Below are 16180 nucleotides of genomic sequence, written 5' to 3'. Positions count from 1 at the left end.
CTCCATTTAGAAAACAGTAGCGCGTCACAGAAAACGCCCGTTCCGCATATCTTTTCTTAGGACATCTATGCCTGGTTTACAACGAATTATTCTCATCGATACGCACCTGCCCGGGCGCGTAGAATTAAAACTGCAGGGCCACACCAATATTTGTGGTACCAATGCCTCCGGTAAAACCACTTTACAGCGTCTGGTTCCGGTATTTTATGGCGAATCTCCCAGCCGCGTGGTACCCGCCACACGCGATAGTTTTGAGCGTTGGTACTTACCTAGAGAATCCAGTTTTATAATTTACGAATATTGTCAGCACGAAGACAATGTGTGTCAGCTGGTATTGTCCTCCAATGGTACGGGAGTGCAATATCGTTTAGTGGCTAAGCCCTTTGCCCTGGACGACTACGTGTTTGAGCACAAGCCGGGAGAATTCACATCCCTGACCATGTCGGAACTGGGCAGGCAGTTTAAGAAGCAGAATATTCTGGTGTCTAACTTGATGAATAACAAAGCGTTTCGCGGTGTTATTCAGAATGATCGCACTCTGATGAATAGCTGCCCCGATTCACGGGATCTTATCGGTTATGCCCGAGTCTTCAGTTTGTGTGCCGCCAGTCAGCATATGCGCCATATTGAGAAGCTGGCGCGCGCGGTGCATTCCAAAGAAGGCAAGATGGAAACCATCAAAACCATGATTGGTGCCATCCTGGAAGAAGATGGTGTACAGCCGCCGGTTTCCAGTTTAAAACCCGCCCATGTGGATAACTGGATCCGCGAATGTCGTTTGATTCAGGAATTTGATGCCATACGCCCTGAATTTGCCAAATTGCAGGAAACCGAGCAGCAGTTACAGCAAACCGAACAACGCCTTGGGGCCATTGAAGTACAGATCGATCAGGACGTGGCTATTCTCGCCGCCAACCTGGTAAAGCTGAAAGACAAGTTAGAAGGCTTAATCGCGGAAAATAAGGTGGCGGACGCCCAATGGCAACAGCTGCGAGATGATCTGAACCAACAGTTATCAGAAGCCAAAGCCGACACGCAAAAGTTTGAGCGGGATCTGAATCAAATCGAAGATGAATACGACAGCTGGCAAGAGCAGGACATTGATACCCTGCAGCAAAACCTGCAACAGTTACCACAATGGCAGGACGAGCAAGGCACCTTAAGTGGTCGCTATGCATTGCTCACTGAAAAGCACCAGGACATCGAAGCCACTTATAACCGTCGTATCGCTGAAATGAGTGAGAAGCTCAGTGCCCAGTTGGATGAATTAGGTGAAGCACAGTTACAAGAAAGCGAGCACAAAGCCCAGCTAAAATCCGATCAGCAACTGGCACTGCAATCCATTCAGAGTCAGTGCCGTGAAGAAATTCACGAACTGAAAGACAGTTATGCCCAGCAAAAAGCACAGCTGAAAATTCAGGAGACGGAAGCGACTACTCGTCTGCAAAGTGCCGGATTTACCGAATTTGAACAGAATCAATTAGAGCTGCAAGACGCTGCTACTCGCGAAGCATCTGAAGCGGAAGATGCAGTGCGTCAGCGTTTAACCAGCATCGATAACCAGCTGGAAACCAGCGTCAAAGCGCGCGCAGGTATCGATACCGAGCTGCAAGAAGTACGCAAACAATACCAGGCGAAAGAGCAGGAGCTTAAACGAGTAGAAGGGCTCCTTTATCCCGGCAATCATTCTTTATTGGAATACCTGCGAGCACAGATGCCAGACTGGCAAGAGACCCTGGGTAAAGTCGTACAGCCGGAGCTGTTAAACCGCACCGATTTAAAACCCCACTTTAATGTGCAATCCGATGAATTGTTTGGTTTGAAGCTGGATCTCAGCACTGTCGCCCTGCCGGAATACGCCCAATCAGAGGTGGCTTTACGGGAAAAACTGGAGGTGATCCAAACGGCGTTATCGCAATTATCTGAGCAGCAAAGTGCCATAGAGCAGCGCTTGTCCAAAGCCAGTGAAGAAATTCGCGAGCTGGAGCTGGATAAAGCCAAGTTAAAAGCGCAACTAAATACCGCTCTGTCTAACCGTCAGCGGGCGCAGCAAGACAAAGAGCAATTGTTGGCGGAATATCGTCAGGTCTTGTCGGAGCGCAAACTCAACAGCAAAAAAGCCTTAAAACAAATTCAGGACAAACTCAGCAAGCTCAATCACGCTGAAGTAGAAGCCATCGAAGAATCAAACGAGCGTCAGACCCAGCAAGAGTTAGAGCAGAAATTTCACTGGGAACAGCTGATTGATGCCAGCGATGAAAAAATCCAGCAGCTCAAACAGCAAATGGCCTCCGCTAAACGTCAGGCAGAAGAAGACAAAAAAGCTTGTCAGCAATTTCTGGAAGACGAAATGGCCAAGCGCGGTGTGGATGTGGATGAAATTGGCAGTCTGAAAAAGCAGTTGGAACAACTGAAAAAAGACATTCAACACACGGTGAACAACAAACACAAAATTGAAGAGTATCAGCGCTGGTACAAAAATGTGTTCACTGGGCAGAAAATGCAGTGGCAGCAAAAACTCACTCAGGCCAAAAAGCAACAAGCCGATGCTCAGCGCAATCTGGAGCAGGAGCAGCAAAGCTATCAATCGGCGCGTCAGGCCCGCAAAGAAAGTCAGACGGACACTGAGCAACAACTGCGCACCCAACAGGAACAGCACGACAATGCTAAGCGCATCCACAAAGCATTGGTGAAACTGCCATTACCGAAAGTGGCAGATAGCGAAGCCTTGGGTATGGCGGGCAGTGTTGCCCAACGCATCAGTGAAAGTGATGAGTTGTTGGCGTCCTTCAGTAGCCTTGCTGATGCGGTTAAACACCACGTAGAACACTTTGATCACCTGATTGCCGCCCAATCGGGTACTGGCTTATCGGATATCTGGGAACATGCCCGCGAAGCCTGCAGTTATAAGTCTGAGCAGGGCATGCCTGTGGTGGAATACCGCAAGCTGGTAACGCATCTGGATCAGTTGCTCAATGAAGTGGTACCGCAAAAACTCAATGGTTTAAAAGAGCAGGGGCGCATCTTTGGTGCCGATCTGACTCAATACTTCCACGTTCTGGCGGATATTGATAAGCGCATCTTGGGGCAAAGTAAACGCATCACCCGTGAGGTAGACGAAGAGCTGTTCCTGGACGGTGTCTCCGACTCGGCGGTGAAAATTCGCTCGCGCATTACCGAGCTGGAATTCTGGCCGGAACTCACCCGCTTTAACGAATTACATCAGCAATGGATGAGTACCGGAGCCGATAGTTTACCGGATGAGGTTTATGGCGCCAGCATGCGTCAGGTGCTGGACATCTTAGGCCGTGCAGCCTTATCCGGTGGCATAAGTCGGTTGTTAGATATTGAGCTGCGTTTAAAAGAAGGTAACAGCGATCTGGTGATCCGCACTGACAGACAATTGAATGAGTCTTCCAGCCATGGTATGGCTTACCTGATTTTATGTAAGTTCCTATTGGCCTTTACCCGGTTATTACGCGGCCATTCAGCAGCCACGGTACATTGGCCTATCGATGAATTAGGCACGCTGCACCATAATAACGTGAAGAAGATCTTTGACGCCTGCGAAAAGAATAACATCCACGTATTAGGAGCGTTTCCGAATCCGGATTCTGACGTGCTGGCCCTGTTTGAAAATCGCTACATTATCGATAAAGCCAAACGCCGTTTGCAGGTGGTGCAGCCGAAAGTCAGCGCTATTTCGCAAAAGCTGCAGGAGAAAGCGAAAAACGCCTTGCGCATGTTAGATGACGAGCACCAGGATAAAAATAACAGCGGCCAAACAGACGCCAAAACTGAGGAGACACAAGCATGATGACACAACAAGGATTGGTGCTGGAGCAGCTGTTATCCGGACAGTTTATTTGTGAAGTGAGTGACGAAGAGGCCTGGCGTTATTTGAGCGGTGAAAGCAACGCACAAAAAATTGAAACACAACTTAATTTGTTAAACCGCACCCTGGCTACGGCCGCCGAAGGCGAAGTGTATTATGCCGCCTATCAGGATTTGGCCGATAAAGAGCGCAAAGTACTCAGTAGTCAGTTTCAGGATATCGCCAATAATCTGTTGCCGCTGGTGGAGTGGTTATTGCTGGTGCAAGAAGCAGCTGGCAGCGACATGCCAGTGAGTCGCGGCTTACCGATTCGACTCAATGAATTGCAAAGCGTGATTGAGGACACTCCTGCATTTGCTGAGCAGATTGAGAAGATTTCTCGTTATCGCTTGTTCGGTTCTACCAGTACCACTTTAGATGGGCAGATAAAGCAGGTATTTAAACGTCTGGTGGACTTGGGGTATCTGCTGAAACCCAACCCGGAAAAGCAGCTATTTATCGCCACCGGAAAAATTGATTATCTGTTTGAGGTGTTGCGTTTTATTGATGATGCCGAGAATCTGTCCTTGTCTCAGCAAGCAGAAATGGCGGCGAAACAGGAGAGCCTGCTGTGAGTAAGAATCTGCAGCAAGCGGGCGTGCGGCTACTCAATGCCTTGAGTCGCCACTCCGATATTATTATGCAGGCCTATCTCACTGGCGGTGTTGATGAATCGCAGGTATCACCGAAAGTACTGGATCAATTAAAAACGCTGAACATCTTATGGCGTCCTGAACCGGATGCTGACCTGCGCCTGAAAAGCGCGGTGCGTAACCTGCTGGAAGCCGGACTAAATGATGAGCGCAACCGCCACATCAATGCCAATATCGGTAGCGCCATTGCGGCACTAACGACATTATCTCAGCACTACAAAGAAGCCCTGCACAATCAGCGTTTTGAGCAGGCCCAGGCCCATTTAAACAATCTTACCGAGCAGGTGTATGTACTCACTGACATGCTCAGTAATGGCGTGCGTGTGCTGTTCGGTCGTATTAATAACGAGTTCGGCTATGTGGATAGCCTGGATGCTAAGATTCGTGAAAACGAACTAGCACAGTCTCAGGTGAGCGACCTGCTGAACCAGCTGGAAATGATCCGTTTTGATGAGCTGGTGCAAGTGGCGGGCAGTGATCGCGATCTGCGCCATTTACTGGTGGTGGTGTTACAAAACAGCTTTGCCCGCTGTACCCAGGAATTGGCTATCGTTCAGGCGAAGTTATTAGAGTTATTGGGACGCTTTCGCGAGTATCGTGGCCGTACCCGCCTGCTTAAAGGCTTCTTGCTGCACAGTGAACAACAGCCAGATTTTGTGCCTTCTGATTACACTAAGATGAGCGCGGTCCCAGCACTGTTTAATGTGGCGCAAAGCATGATACAGTCTGCAGCAGTGGACGTACTCAACAGCGAACACGAACTGGACTTACAGTCCATTGTCAGCAGTATCCGGGATTTCCGTCATCTTAAAAAAGCCCAACCGGAGCGCTCGGCTCGCAATATTAAGATTGAAGAGCAACAGGAAGTAGCCCTGGACGAAGATAAACTGAGTAAAGCGGTAGATGCCTACTTCTGCGAAGTGATCGAAAGCGGCGCTTATATTACGGCGCTGGATTATCACCATCAGCAGCAATTAGAATTTGAACCGGAAGCCTGGTTGTATCAGGTGATTGGTGGTTATGAGGGCTTACCGGAAGAAGAGCAGCGCTACTTTGCTATGGATGCTTTAGGTGAGCCGCATCCTATCTACAATGGTAATTATCTGATATCCGATGTGGTATTGGGCCTGCGATGATGCGGGCGCTATAAACCCAAATGCTGAAAGGCAGGTGTTTGTGCTAATTGCTTAAGCACCTGCAGTATCTCTGCTTCACGATGGATTAAAGGTGATTTTGGATTGATGGCGAAGTAAACCGAATCGTTCTCTGACGGCAATAGCTTGTAACTAACTTTATCCTGCATCTCAGGCCAGTCGGCCAGCACCAGTTTCCCGGTTTCCGTGGTGGCCAATACGCCACTTAGGCGATGTCTGGCCAGCATCTCAAAGCCTACACCCACTGAGGTGATAGGGGTTAGTCGGCTCTCCAGCTCGGTAGTTTTTACGTCATCCGGCAAGGCAAAAGCGCGGTGCATACCAATAACTTCGGTGCTGCCTAGTTTGGAGATGTCAAAATCCTGGAATTCGTCTTTTAAATAGAAGATCGCCAGTGGTGTTTTTTGTCGATAGGGAATGAGTTTGAATTGACTGGCTCGCTCTTCGGTATAAATCAAACCGGGCAACACATCAATTTTATGTTGTTCCAGCAGTTTTATACAGCGCACGAAGGGAGCGCGAATGGACATATCTAAAGTTAACCCCAGACCTTCTACAACCCGGTACAAGGTTTCGATATTACGGCCGTTAAAGACAAGCTCACCTGCTTCGTTTTGATGATAAGGCGTGTAGTCGGTGCAGGTGCTTACCGTCGGACTCGTATCAGCAAAACTGAGCGTGCAAGTTAGCCACAACAACAGCGAGACAAGTGGGCGTTTCAATTAACAATGCGTCCCTGAGCAATGAATAGTTAAATCATACCCGTTATGGACACTGAGTTCGACCACCACATAGCAAAAAGAAAAATGCCCCCACTTCCTTGTGGCTGGCATTAACTTGCTGTTGATTTCACTGAGATTATATTAGTCGAGAATGATCTTGCTGGTGGCAGAGGTGGTTCTCAGTTGTTTGGCTGCGGCCGGACGCTCGGAGGTTTCGCTACCTACTCGAATGGCCACATAGTTACGATTGCGAATGTAGTTAGAGTCGCCATCAACCTCGTCGGCAAAGAAAGTTAAATCGGTAATGTCGCCATCGGCCGTAGCCAAAAAGGTGTTGCCGCCGATTGCTTGCAATGTGGGGCTGTAAGGCACGTTTTGTGCGTTCATTTCCGGTACATTAACGTGCAATACGCCATCTTTATTACTTACCTCGATAGTAACGGCACCTGTATTGTAGGTACCCACATGCCGATCAAAATTGTCGGTATCAATCTCGCCGTAAGGCATGGCTTGGGGAGTGGGTAACTCCATCACGCTTTGCAAGGCCGCCACCATGGTTTCAATGTAGTAGTCGGAATAGCCACTGCTCATGATAGATACCGCGATGTTTTCCTCTGGAAGTACCCAGAACATAGAGGTGTAACCTTCGGTATTGCCACCGTGCTGCCAAACAGTCATGGGATACCAACGGTTGTTATAGGCAAAGCCCTCATCGATAAAAATACCGTAACCGTAATTTAGCGGCAGTCCAGCTTGCTCCATGGACACCTGAGCTTTAGTTATTTCTGTGCGGTATTCATCGGCCAATACATCGTTATTCCCGTTTATCAAAAAGTCGGCCATTTGCAATAATTCTGTAGGGGTCGACCAGGTGTATATACCCGCAGGAATGATGGGTAACCAGTCCTGCACCTGATGCAAGCTGGTGTAGCCTACAGGGGTGCCGTCTTCATTGCTGTATACGCCCAATGCGAAGTTACCATCGTTGCCAACGTCACTTTGATGCATAGTGGTGCGCGACATGCCAAGTGGTTCAAATACCGATTGCGCCATGACATCGCGAAAATCTTGCGCTTCGACATGTTCAAGAATGGCCCCCAGGTAGGAGAATCCTGGATTGTTGTAGTTAAAGAACTTGCCCGGTGCCACCATTTTGGGGTTGGCATTACCGTATTGCTGCTGCATATAGCGCATCAGTTCGCTGTTATCCGACATGGCTTGGTAGTCATCCAGAAAGCCATTTTGGTGGGTCATCAGGTGGTGAATATTGACGTCATTCCAGCTTTGCGATTGTTCTGCCAGATAGCGAATATCGGGCAACGTAGATGTAAGAGTATCTTCAGTCGTAACGATGCCTTGCTCCACTAATTGCATGGTGGCCAGGCTAGTGAACATCTTAGTCGTGGAGCCCAACTGGAAAAGGGTATTGGCATTAACCGGATCGCCATTTTGCCATTGATTATTGCCAAACGCCTCGGCGTAAACTACTTCACCGTCTTTGTAGACAGCGACAGAAACCGCTGCCGATTGGTTGCTCTGCAACTCTGCTCTTGCAGCTTCAGCCACCGCCGCAAACTCCGAAGTGGGTTGAGTGGGGGGCGGCGGTGGTGGAGTCACGGGAGTGATAGGTGTTTCGGAAGAACCACCACCGCAAGCGGAAAGGCCCAAAACGGCCATCGAGATAAGTGTTAATTGTTTCAACATAATGCTGCTTCCTGTGTAATGAGTGTTGACAGGAAGCAGTGTATGGTTTGATGGGAGGCAATGCTGTATGCCCTTGTACCGGACTTTTTCAAATTGTATCTGGTGGATACAAAATACTTTTTGGAGAGTTAATTAAACAGCGTTGTATCACAGATCAAGCGGAGCTGAACTTTGATTGGTGCTGTAAAACTGTACTTTAGTACAGGTGATTTAATTACTCTCTTCTGTATATTGATTTCACCTGTTATGTCAAAGCAGGTTTACTAATTAACGATATAAAAAGGACTTAGAATGAAACAACTAAATGAAACAGAAATTAACAGCGTTAGCGGTTGAAATCCTGTACTTATCGGTGTGGGAATAGGAATTGGAGCAAATTATGTCTATGACTCCATCGGCGGAACGGAAGGAATTAACAACTACCTCAGTAACTCGTTTCACTCCATCAAAGCCTCTGTGAGCTACAATATCGGTAGATTAAGACGTACTTTTGCACTTAACGATAGGGGTTAGTACTCCCTAAATTCAAGTGGCGAGCCTGCAGGAGGTAGACTATGAAAACTAAGTTAATACTGGCAAGTGTACTGTCTGTAACGGCCGCCATCATCGCTGATGGCTGGATAGGGCAGTTGCGTTTAAGCACTCACGAAACCGTACTTTTGTCGATTTTTATCGGCTCACTTCCAAATTTTATCGCAGTGTTTCTCATTTCCATTCCGTTTTTATTTAGCCAATACGACTACCTTAAAAGTTTGCTGGGTTTAACCTTGGGAGTGTGCTTCTACGAAATTATGCAGGTTCACCTTGCGTGGGGGACTTTTGACCTTTTTGACATATTGTTTTCAGTGTCCGGAGGAGCTGCAGGATGGTTATTATATCGTTTGCTAACTCTCTTTAAGGTTCACCCAGTGAAACTGCTTGGTGATGGTTAATGAAAGCAGCAAACTTAAACCGTTTTGTTCAGTACATATCAACCTAAAACCGCCTGTTTAAAGTAACAGGATTGGTTTTCAAAAAAGCGCAAAAAAAGGTGAGACGAACCTGCACTGGGCTTTGTATGCTTAGTAGTAGATAAACTGTGTATTTAACTCAAGGTGCATAAATGACGTGGGCAAAGCGGCTCTCATCAGTGCTGGATTACATCGAAACCAATCTGGATAGCGACATTGAAATAGCCGTTATGGCCGAACGGGCTAGTGCCTCTTTGTATCATTTTCATCGGGTGTTTTCTGGTGCCTTTGGACTCACTCCAGCCGAATATGTGCGTTGCCGACGACTAACCATGGCCGGCGAAGAGCTGAAAAACTCAAAACAAACGGTATTAGCTATCGCTGCAAAGTATGGCTTTGATTCCCCCAACGCCTTTACTCGTGCGTTCCGACAGTTTCACGGAGTTAACCCAAATCAGGCTCGTAATGAAGAGTTTGTCGCTGCGGATTTTAATCGCCACCAGATTGATCTACCACCTCAAGGAGAGATAACAATGCAATATCAACTCATCAATAAGCCTGCCTTTAAAGCATTGGGCAAAAGCCAGGCATTTGAATTTGAAAGCTTTGCCAAAAAAGCGCCTAAATATTGGAAGGATTATGTTGCGGGAGAGGAGTATTCGGATTTGATGACGCTTTCTCAGGGGCAAACGGGCACGGTTTCACAGGCACCCTTGATGTCGGTATATCAACCGGATGAATCTGGCAACAGGCAACAATTTACCGATACGCTCGCGATTGAGGCCGACGCTAATACGGCACCTGATAAATTTAATCTTATTGAGATCCCTGCAGCGACTTATGCTGAATTTCACTGTACCTGGCACACGTCTATGCAAACCAATAAAGCTATTTATGGCAAGTGGTTTGCCGAAAGTGGTTTTGAACGTGATGGCAGTAAACCGGATATCGCTGCCTATTTCCCGGTACCATTCAGGCCACTAAAAGAGATGAAAATTCGTTGGTGGATACCTGTGCTTGTAAAAAGTGATTAGCTCCGTGAGTTAACGCATAGCTGAACCTGATTCAATTAATATTAGCTTCAACTACAGTCTTCTTCCCGACATTTTTCGATTGTAGTGGTGCCCGAGACTTTACCGTTGTGGTCATATTCTTCTTCAACAGAAATTTGAATATCTGTCATTAGCAAACCGATAAACAGGGCAATCAGTGTTGCCAGACAAAAACCACAAACAAAGCCCTTTAAAGGGGTATCGATTAATGGTTTTACAGGTACCGGCTGCACAGGTTGCTCAGGCGCAACTATTGCAATCCTGGCAGTTGTTTCTGGTTTGGTGAGTAACTGATAACCGATTTTGGGGATAGTTTTAATATTGATGGCATCTCCGAATAAGCGACGTAATCTTGAAATTGCTTGAGTCAGGGCTTCATCTGAGCCTGTTTGACCCCAAATCTCATCCAATAATTGTTCTCGTGTTACAACGCTATTGTGATTGTCGAGCAATACTTCAAGCGTTGCGGCAGCTTTGGGCTCGAGACGGATAGTTTCGCCTTCCACAAGCAATTCACGTTCGTTGCGAAGGTATTGTATTTGCCCAAAATAGAGTTTGGGAAATGTAGCAATATGTTTGGAAATTGTTTCGTCAGGCATTGATGTTCGTTTTGTTCTGGAATAGCACTATCGAAGCTATAGAGTTATAAAAAAATGCACAAAGTTCTATTCATATTATTCAATTTATTGTTTCTTTCCAACAGCCTGTTGGCGGCAGGCGTTGGCAAATACTCCCTCGACCCCGAGCATGTGTCACAGCTTAAGAGCGATCTAAAGGCATCGCAATTTTCGGGTTTTGTTACGGTTGCCGATAAAAACTCAATATTACTGCAGGAAGCATTTGGCTTGGCCAATGTTGAATCTCAGACCCTTTTCAATAAAAGCACCCAAATTGATATTGGCTCTATTAGCAAAACCTTTACGGGTCTTGCGGTCGCGAAACTGATTGATGCCGGGAAGCTGAACCCAGATGATACACTGAGTTTGTACTTTGCTGATGTTCCAAAGGATAAAGCATCTGTCACCATCCACCAGTTATTAACTCATAGTGCCGGATTCCCCGGCGCAGTCGGTGACGATTATGATTATGTGACTCAAACCCAATTTATCGACCTGGCGCTATCTGCCACTTTGTTGTTTAAACCCGGTAGTGGCTATGAGTACTCCAATGTTGGGTTTAGTCTCGTTACGGCCATTATCAGCAAAATCACTCAACAAAATTACGAGGCTTGGTTACAGGATTTGGTGATTAAGCCGCTGAAACTACAAAAAACGGGGTATGCAAGGGTGTACGATCCGCAAATTGCCGAGAGTAATATGGATGGAGACATACTGGCGCAAGCCTCATGGGGCGGCACAAAACCGGGTTGGCACCTGATAGGTAATGGAGGCATGATCTCCACTGCGGCGGATCTGGTGCAAATGGGACGCATGATACTGCAAAAACCGAATCAAACTATGCTACAGCCTTATGTACAGGAAACCGGTGGCATTTCCCATTACGGCTATGGCATCGTAATGGAACAAGATCCGGTGCTGGGCAAAATGCACTGGCACAATGGAGGTAACAACTACTTTTACACCGATTTTTATACCCTACCTGAACAAGGCCTGGTGGTTATTCTTCACAGCAACAATCCCATGACACAAAGCGGGGCAACCGGCCGTTTATTGGCTACTTTAAGAGGCAAGCCTTTACCCCCGGTTTCTGATGTGACCACACTGCCAACAATCCCGCTAGATTCAAAAACCGGTAAATTGGCCCTGGGGTTTCTCGACGCAGTCAAACAGAAAAAAAGTGACGCATGGCAAGCACTGTTAAACCGTTCCGCGCATCCTGCGTTTTTAGCTATGGCGCCGATGGAGGAGCATGTGCAAACCCATACTATGTTGCACGAGGAATTTAAAGCTCACGAATTTCTCAGCTTTAGAGAGCTGCAAGCTGACAATGGCGGTATTGCTGAGCTGGTGATTAAGACTAAACCGAACAATGCCACCTATACGCTTTCAGTACACTATAAGTATGTAGATGAAGAGCCTGTGCTCACGGGGATTGGTATCGAGTAGCAACTTCTACAATGACAAGCTATGGGGTATGCCAGGATACCTTATAAAGCTGGCTCTAAACATAGTTTGTCAAATACCACCTGTGACCCGCAAACCGATATAGATGCCAGTCATACAGACAGCGCTCAACAACCAGATAACCCAATCTTTGCGGGATAGTAGTATCTGGGTAGTGAGCAAAGCGCCAACGGGGGCGACAAATAAATAGGTAAAAACCAGGGTTTGTATAAATTCTGCAAAGGCCAAAGCCAAGCCTTGCCACAAGGAATCATGCTGAGCGATTTCCATAAGGTCAGACACAAAGAGCAGCAGCGCAAAGACAATTCCCATTTCGAGATATAATCGCACTTCTGCCCGAGCTTTGGGCCGAAATGGCGCGATAAATACGCCATATATTGGCCGTAATCCCAGCAGCCAGATATTGCCGGGATCAACGTGATAATAATATAGTCTGAGTTTGTGTACCCAGCGGATTAAACTGTTTATTAATGGAATTTCGTGAGCCAGCTTTAATCGAGCCGCAATGAGAGAGGCTATGATAAATATTATTAAGATGATTGTTGGCTCATAAGTCCCTGTTGGTCCGGTTATTACTCCCAAGACGAAACCAATCAAACCCAATAAAAACAGGCTGCCATAAACTCTGCCTCTTGAGCTTCTGCGGGATAACCAGTGAGGAAGTTCGTTAGTTAGTATGGCGTGTTTTGGGGGTAAGAAATCTAAACCCAGCGGCGGTTGCCCAGTTTCCTGGCGTTGTTGTTGATTTAGATTGTACTGCGACACCATTTTTTTCAGGTAGAAGAAGTCCATCAACCACCATATTATTCCCCCTCCACCCGTAAATAGCATTAGAGTTCCAGTGAATGTTCTGCCCAGATAAAACCGGTGCCCACCAAACAAGCCGAATACTATCGCTAAGGGCAGTGCAATCGACAGGTATTTGGGTCTTGGACGATAGAGTTCCTCTACCACTTGTCTGGAAAAATCGGGATCGGCGTTGAGGGCTTTCATGAACAAATATTAAACACTTTTGCTGAAAACCCCTAATGCGAACTCATCAAAATCTTCTGACACTATCAAATAGTCAGAGCAAGTTGTTTTGATGGGGGGATTTATCCGTGGTCGTTAGTTGCAGGCAAATTCCAATCCCGCATAAGCGATGATAGGGCGTTTTGAGCTATTGCTTTGACTCGGATAAAAGTCTTGTTTCTGCAGTGTCTTTTTAACCAAGCTCTCCATCGGGATATCGACATTTGATTTCAGGATTTCAACATGGTGAACATCGCCGTTGGAATCAATCAAATACTTTGCTTCGATTTTGATTTTCTTTCCTTTCATGTGCTTATATTGCTCTTTAGTTAAATACCTCAGAGGTTGCATTTTCTTATCTGACAACCAATAGTCGTTGAGAGAATCGTATTGCGTAATGGGTGTTTGATTCAGGAAAGGCTCTGAGGTGCCTGTATTGGCGCAAGCACTAATAAAAATAATAAAAAGAGATACAAAAATGAGTCGCATAAAAATCCTTTTTTGCATTTCGGAAATAACGCAGCATGTTTCAAATGATAAAGATAGCGTATAGTAAATTTACCTTGCACGCTACAGTTTGCGGTTACTTTTTGTATTCAATGTATGAGCACATAGTCGCAAGTTAGCTTTTTAGTGTTGTCAAACACGATTGGCATCAGGAAGCGTTACTGCAAATTCAGGCCCTCGCCGGAGACCAGCATCATCTCAGCCGTAAATGATTTACCAAGATAAAAGCGGTGCGGCCACAAATGACTACAAGATTGAAGTCATGAATCGAGCTTTCCATGTATGTCGTTGTTTCGCAACTTCCAAATTTTCTAATCTCAATTCGTCATAGAGAAAATCATCAACTTCTGAACATTTTTCATAGGGTAAAATCTTGAAGTTGGGGTCAACATTGAGAATTGAATCTGGATAGTCGGTGCACATAAGCGTTCCGGTTTGAATGCTCAATAGAAGGCGATCATGCAATGCAAAACTAAATCCGGGCACATTGTGAAACACAAATTTAGCGGCGGCGCATTTGATTTTTAATTCCTCAAAACTTATGGCGTCACGGATTTTTAAGGAGGGGGATATCGTCGTGTATTTTTCGACATTACGTCCATAGACTTCAATTTCTGGGTGGGATTCTACGGCTTTCTTCAGTGCTGTTTGGCGGTTTCTTGCTCGCATATAAAAGTCAGCCAATCTAAGAATATTCAAAATATTTGAATCAATTCCGATTCTGGAAGGAGTGCCGTTGTGTCCCATTACACCAAATCTAACCATGAACTCATTTATGTTTTGGGAAGCATTAACCAGGTCTGAAATCGTGTTCCAAACTGCTTGCAGCTTTTCTCGCCAAACAGTCGCATCGAAATGAGAAACTGCGGCTATGGTCCCCGCTTTTTGAGGTAATGGCAGAAAGTTAACCTTTTTTAACTCACTTTCTGACACTGCATGAGGGAAATGAATCGCATTTAAGCCACACTGCAAACAAAAATCTACATGAACCTTGTCTACACACAGAATTGTGCACTTCTTTCCAAAAAAACGTTGCAGCAAGTGTATTGGGTGATCAACTAAAAAGATGTATACGGGGCAATTGAGCATCGTCATTAAGTTTGCGCCCTCATAGGTCAAATCCAGTCCAATTCCATTAAAGCTGATTATGAAATCGAACTCATCGTTGATATCGATGTTCTGCAAACTCGTGGTGGCAGTTTCATTTGAGCTGAGATCGAGCGTGTTAACACCTGCGCCCAGTGCTTCAAGATCGGCTTTCATACCTGATATGAATTGAGAAACTACACCGTATTGATTTGTACCAGAAAAAATCAGAACTTTCATTTTAATTATCTCGCTTTTATTTTTTGCTCTCAAATTTTTCTCGTGTTTTTTTGAAATTTATTTTTTTAATTTGATTGCTGATTATTTTTCAATCTTTATAAGGCAAGGTAATTTATCTAAATAAGTGTGTTAGTAAATGCACAAAAATGCATAGTTCATTTGCATATTTTGATGTGTAGAGTGATTTCACTTTGTTATAAACTTGAGAACTCCTGAGTTGAGGGGCGTATGCCGGGTAGCAATGACAAAACCTTTCTTTCACGTAAGGTTTACTGTTTTGCTATTTTCATTCTGTGCGGCAGGGACTTAAACTCCCGGCGTTATCCCTGTCGCTTTTTAATTGCACTCTTATCAGGATTGGCTTTTCTGATGTGTCTATTTGGTAATATAATATTTAAATTTGATTGGGTTATTAAAATTATTGATGTTGTTGGTGAGTGAATCTTATTTGATATGTGATTTTATCTTCTTTGAATTTTTATTATAATTCAGTATGAAACATTGCTTCTGGTAAATATTGCTCATTAAAATTGATAGCCAACATTAAAAAGAACGAGTGTTTCTCGCTCATCCTCTTCAGTGAAAATACTGCTCACCCCCTCTGTCCTTCCGTTTACAAGATCTAAGCCCATTACTAAACCGGGTTTATCTAAATCAGAAAAGTAATGGTGATATTGCAATGCGAAGAAGTCTGTGACTTCGAACGAACTACCGATAGTGACACCCAATGTGTCTCTTTGGGTTCCAAAAACGGGTGAGCTGATCCCGACCGAAACGCCACCTAACCCTATACCAAGAGTGTAAATTATCTCGTTTGTTACAATCTTTCTCTGATAGCCCAATATTCCGTACTGTAAACCAATGCCCATGCTATTGGTGTAGGACGTTTCTTTAGCATCAGTAATTTTTGTAAATACAGTGAGAGAGAGGATGCTGGCAAGGAACAATGGACGTTGCTTCATAAAAAACTCCAAATTGGTAAGTGACATTAATAAAGTGGAACAGATCCTAATACCTGAAGCGTAGTCTTGCCTAGGCTAGAAAATGCATAGGTGTTATTCAAGTATGAGGGTTGCCTTTGCTGCAGTTTTGGCGAAATCTACAAACCATATTGGTGAAGCTAACTCTATTCAGGCCTTTGTG

The 16180-nt window shown here is 45.4% G+C and carries 13 protein-coding genes; 6 read left to right on the top strand and 7 right to left on the bottom strand.

Annotated elements, in window-relative coordinates; all coding sequences use genetic code 11:
• Window positions 1–67 precede the first annotated feature (67 nt).
• From AABA75_RS20305 to AABA75_RS20295, 3 genes are read left to right on the top strand one after another with little or no spacing between them, the layout of a single operon-like run.
• On the top strand, window positions 68–3817 hold the full coding sequence (locus AABA75_RS20305) for an ATP-binding protein (RefSeq protein WP_338294560.1): 3750 nt from the start codon (window positions 68–70) through the stop codon (window positions 3815–3817).
• On the top strand, window positions 3814–4449 hold the full coding sequence (locus tag AABA75_RS20300) for a hypothetical protein (protein ID WP_338294559.1): 636 nt from the start codon (window positions 3814–3816) through the stop codon (window positions 4447–4449). Before AABA75_RS20305 ends, AABA75_RS20300 begins: the two co-directional genes overlap by 4 nt.
• On the top strand, window positions 4446–5663 hold the full coding sequence (locus AABA75_RS20295) for a phosphoenolpyruvate carboxylase (RefSeq protein WP_338294558.1): 1218 nt from the start codon (window positions 4446–4448) through the stop codon (window positions 5661–5663). The genes AABA75_RS20300 and AABA75_RS20295 overlap by 4 nt, the downstream gene beginning before the upstream one ends.
• 8 nt (window positions 5664–5671) lie before the next feature.
• On the opposite strand, the gene AABA75_RS20290 is transcribed toward AABA75_RS20295, so the two are convergent.
• Window positions 5672–6403, bottom strand: a complete 732-nt coding sequence (locus AABA75_RS20290) for a hypothetical protein (RefSeq protein WP_338294557.1) — start codon at window positions 6401–6403, stop codon at window positions 5672–5674.
• A 141-nt stretch (window positions 6404–6544) separates the two neighbouring features.
• Entirely contained in the window at window positions 6545–8107 is a 1563-nt protein-coding gene (locus AABA75_RS20285; protein WP_338294556.1) for a serine hydrolase domain-containing protein, read from the bottom strand.
• A 554-nt stretch (window positions 8108–8661) separates the two neighbouring features.
• Between AABA75_RS20285 and AABA75_RS20280 the strand changes: the two genes are divergently transcribed.
• Together AABA75_RS20280 and AABA75_RS20275 are read left to right on the top strand one after the other, a co-directional pair.
• Window positions 8662–9039: a hypothetical protein gene (locus tag AABA75_RS20280; RefSeq protein ID WP_338294555.1), complete on the top strand. Its 378-nt coding sequence runs from the start codon at window positions 8662–8664 to the stop codon at window positions 9037–9039.
• 170 nt (window positions 9040–9209) lie between these two features.
• Window positions 9210–10091: a helix-turn-helix domain-containing protein gene (locus AABA75_RS20275; protein WP_338294554.1), complete on the top strand. Its 882-nt coding sequence runs from the start codon at window positions 9210–9212 to the stop codon at window positions 10089–10091.
• 47 nt (window positions 10092–10138) lie between these two features.
• On the opposite strand, the gene AABA75_RS20270 is transcribed toward AABA75_RS20275, so the two are convergent.
• The gene (locus AABA75_RS20270; RefSeq protein WP_338294553.1) at window positions 10139–10708 is read right to left on the bottom strand and encodes a winged helix-turn-helix domain-containing protein; all 570 of its coding nucleotides are present in this window, start codon (window positions 10706–10708) and stop codon (window positions 10139–10141) included.
• Window positions 10709–10762: 54 nt separating this feature from the next.
• On the opposite strand from AABA75_RS20270, the gene AABA75_RS20265 reads away from it, so the two are divergent.
• The gene (locus tag AABA75_RS20265; protein ID WP_338294552.1) at window positions 10763–12175 is read left to right on the top strand and encodes a serine hydrolase domain-containing protein; all 1413 of its coding nucleotides are present in this window, start codon (window positions 10763–10765) and stop codon (window positions 12173–12175) included.
• Window positions 12176–12244: 69 nt separating this feature from the next.
• On the opposite strand, the gene AABA75_RS20260 is transcribed toward AABA75_RS20265, so the two are convergent.
• The 4 genes from AABA75_RS20260 to AABA75_RS20245 all read right to left on the bottom strand — a co-directional run bounded on the left by AABA75_RS20260 (window position 12245) and on the right by AABA75_RS20245 (window position 15999).
• A complete protein-coding gene (locus tag AABA75_RS20260) occupies window positions 12245–13186 on the bottom strand; it encodes a TM2 domain-containing protein (RefSeq protein ID WP_338294551.1) in 942 nt (313 codons plus the stop codon).
• 114 nt (window positions 13187–13300) lie between these two features.
• A complete protein-coding gene (locus tag AABA75_RS20255; RefSeq protein WP_338294550.1) occupies window positions 13301–13693 on the bottom strand; it encodes a hypothetical protein in 393 nt (130 codons plus the stop codon).
• A gap of 264 nt (window positions 13694–13957) precedes the next feature.
• Window positions 13958–15037 carry a hypothetical protein gene (locus AABA75_RS20250; protein ID WP_338294549.1) on the bottom strand — a complete coding sequence of 360 codons (1080 nt, stop codon included), beginning with the start codon at window positions 15035–15037 and terminating at the stop codon, window positions 13958–13960.
• A gap of 524 nt (window positions 15038–15561) precedes the next feature.
• Window positions 15562–15999, bottom strand: a complete 438-nt coding sequence (locus AABA75_RS20245; RefSeq protein ID WP_338294548.1) for a hypothetical protein — start codon at window positions 15997–15999, stop codon at window positions 15562–15564.
• Window positions 16000–16180: the final 181 nt, after the last annotated feature.

This window comes from Planctobacterium marinum, from assembly GCF_036322805.1.
In the GTDB taxonomy this organism is placed as follows: Bacteria; Pseudomonadota; Gammaproteobacteria; order Enterobacterales; family Alteromonadaceae; genus Planctobacterium; species Planctobacterium marinum_A.
The sequence above is the reverse complement of the archived record's forward strand: the minus strand, read 5'-3'. Positions and strand labels throughout refer to the sequence as shown.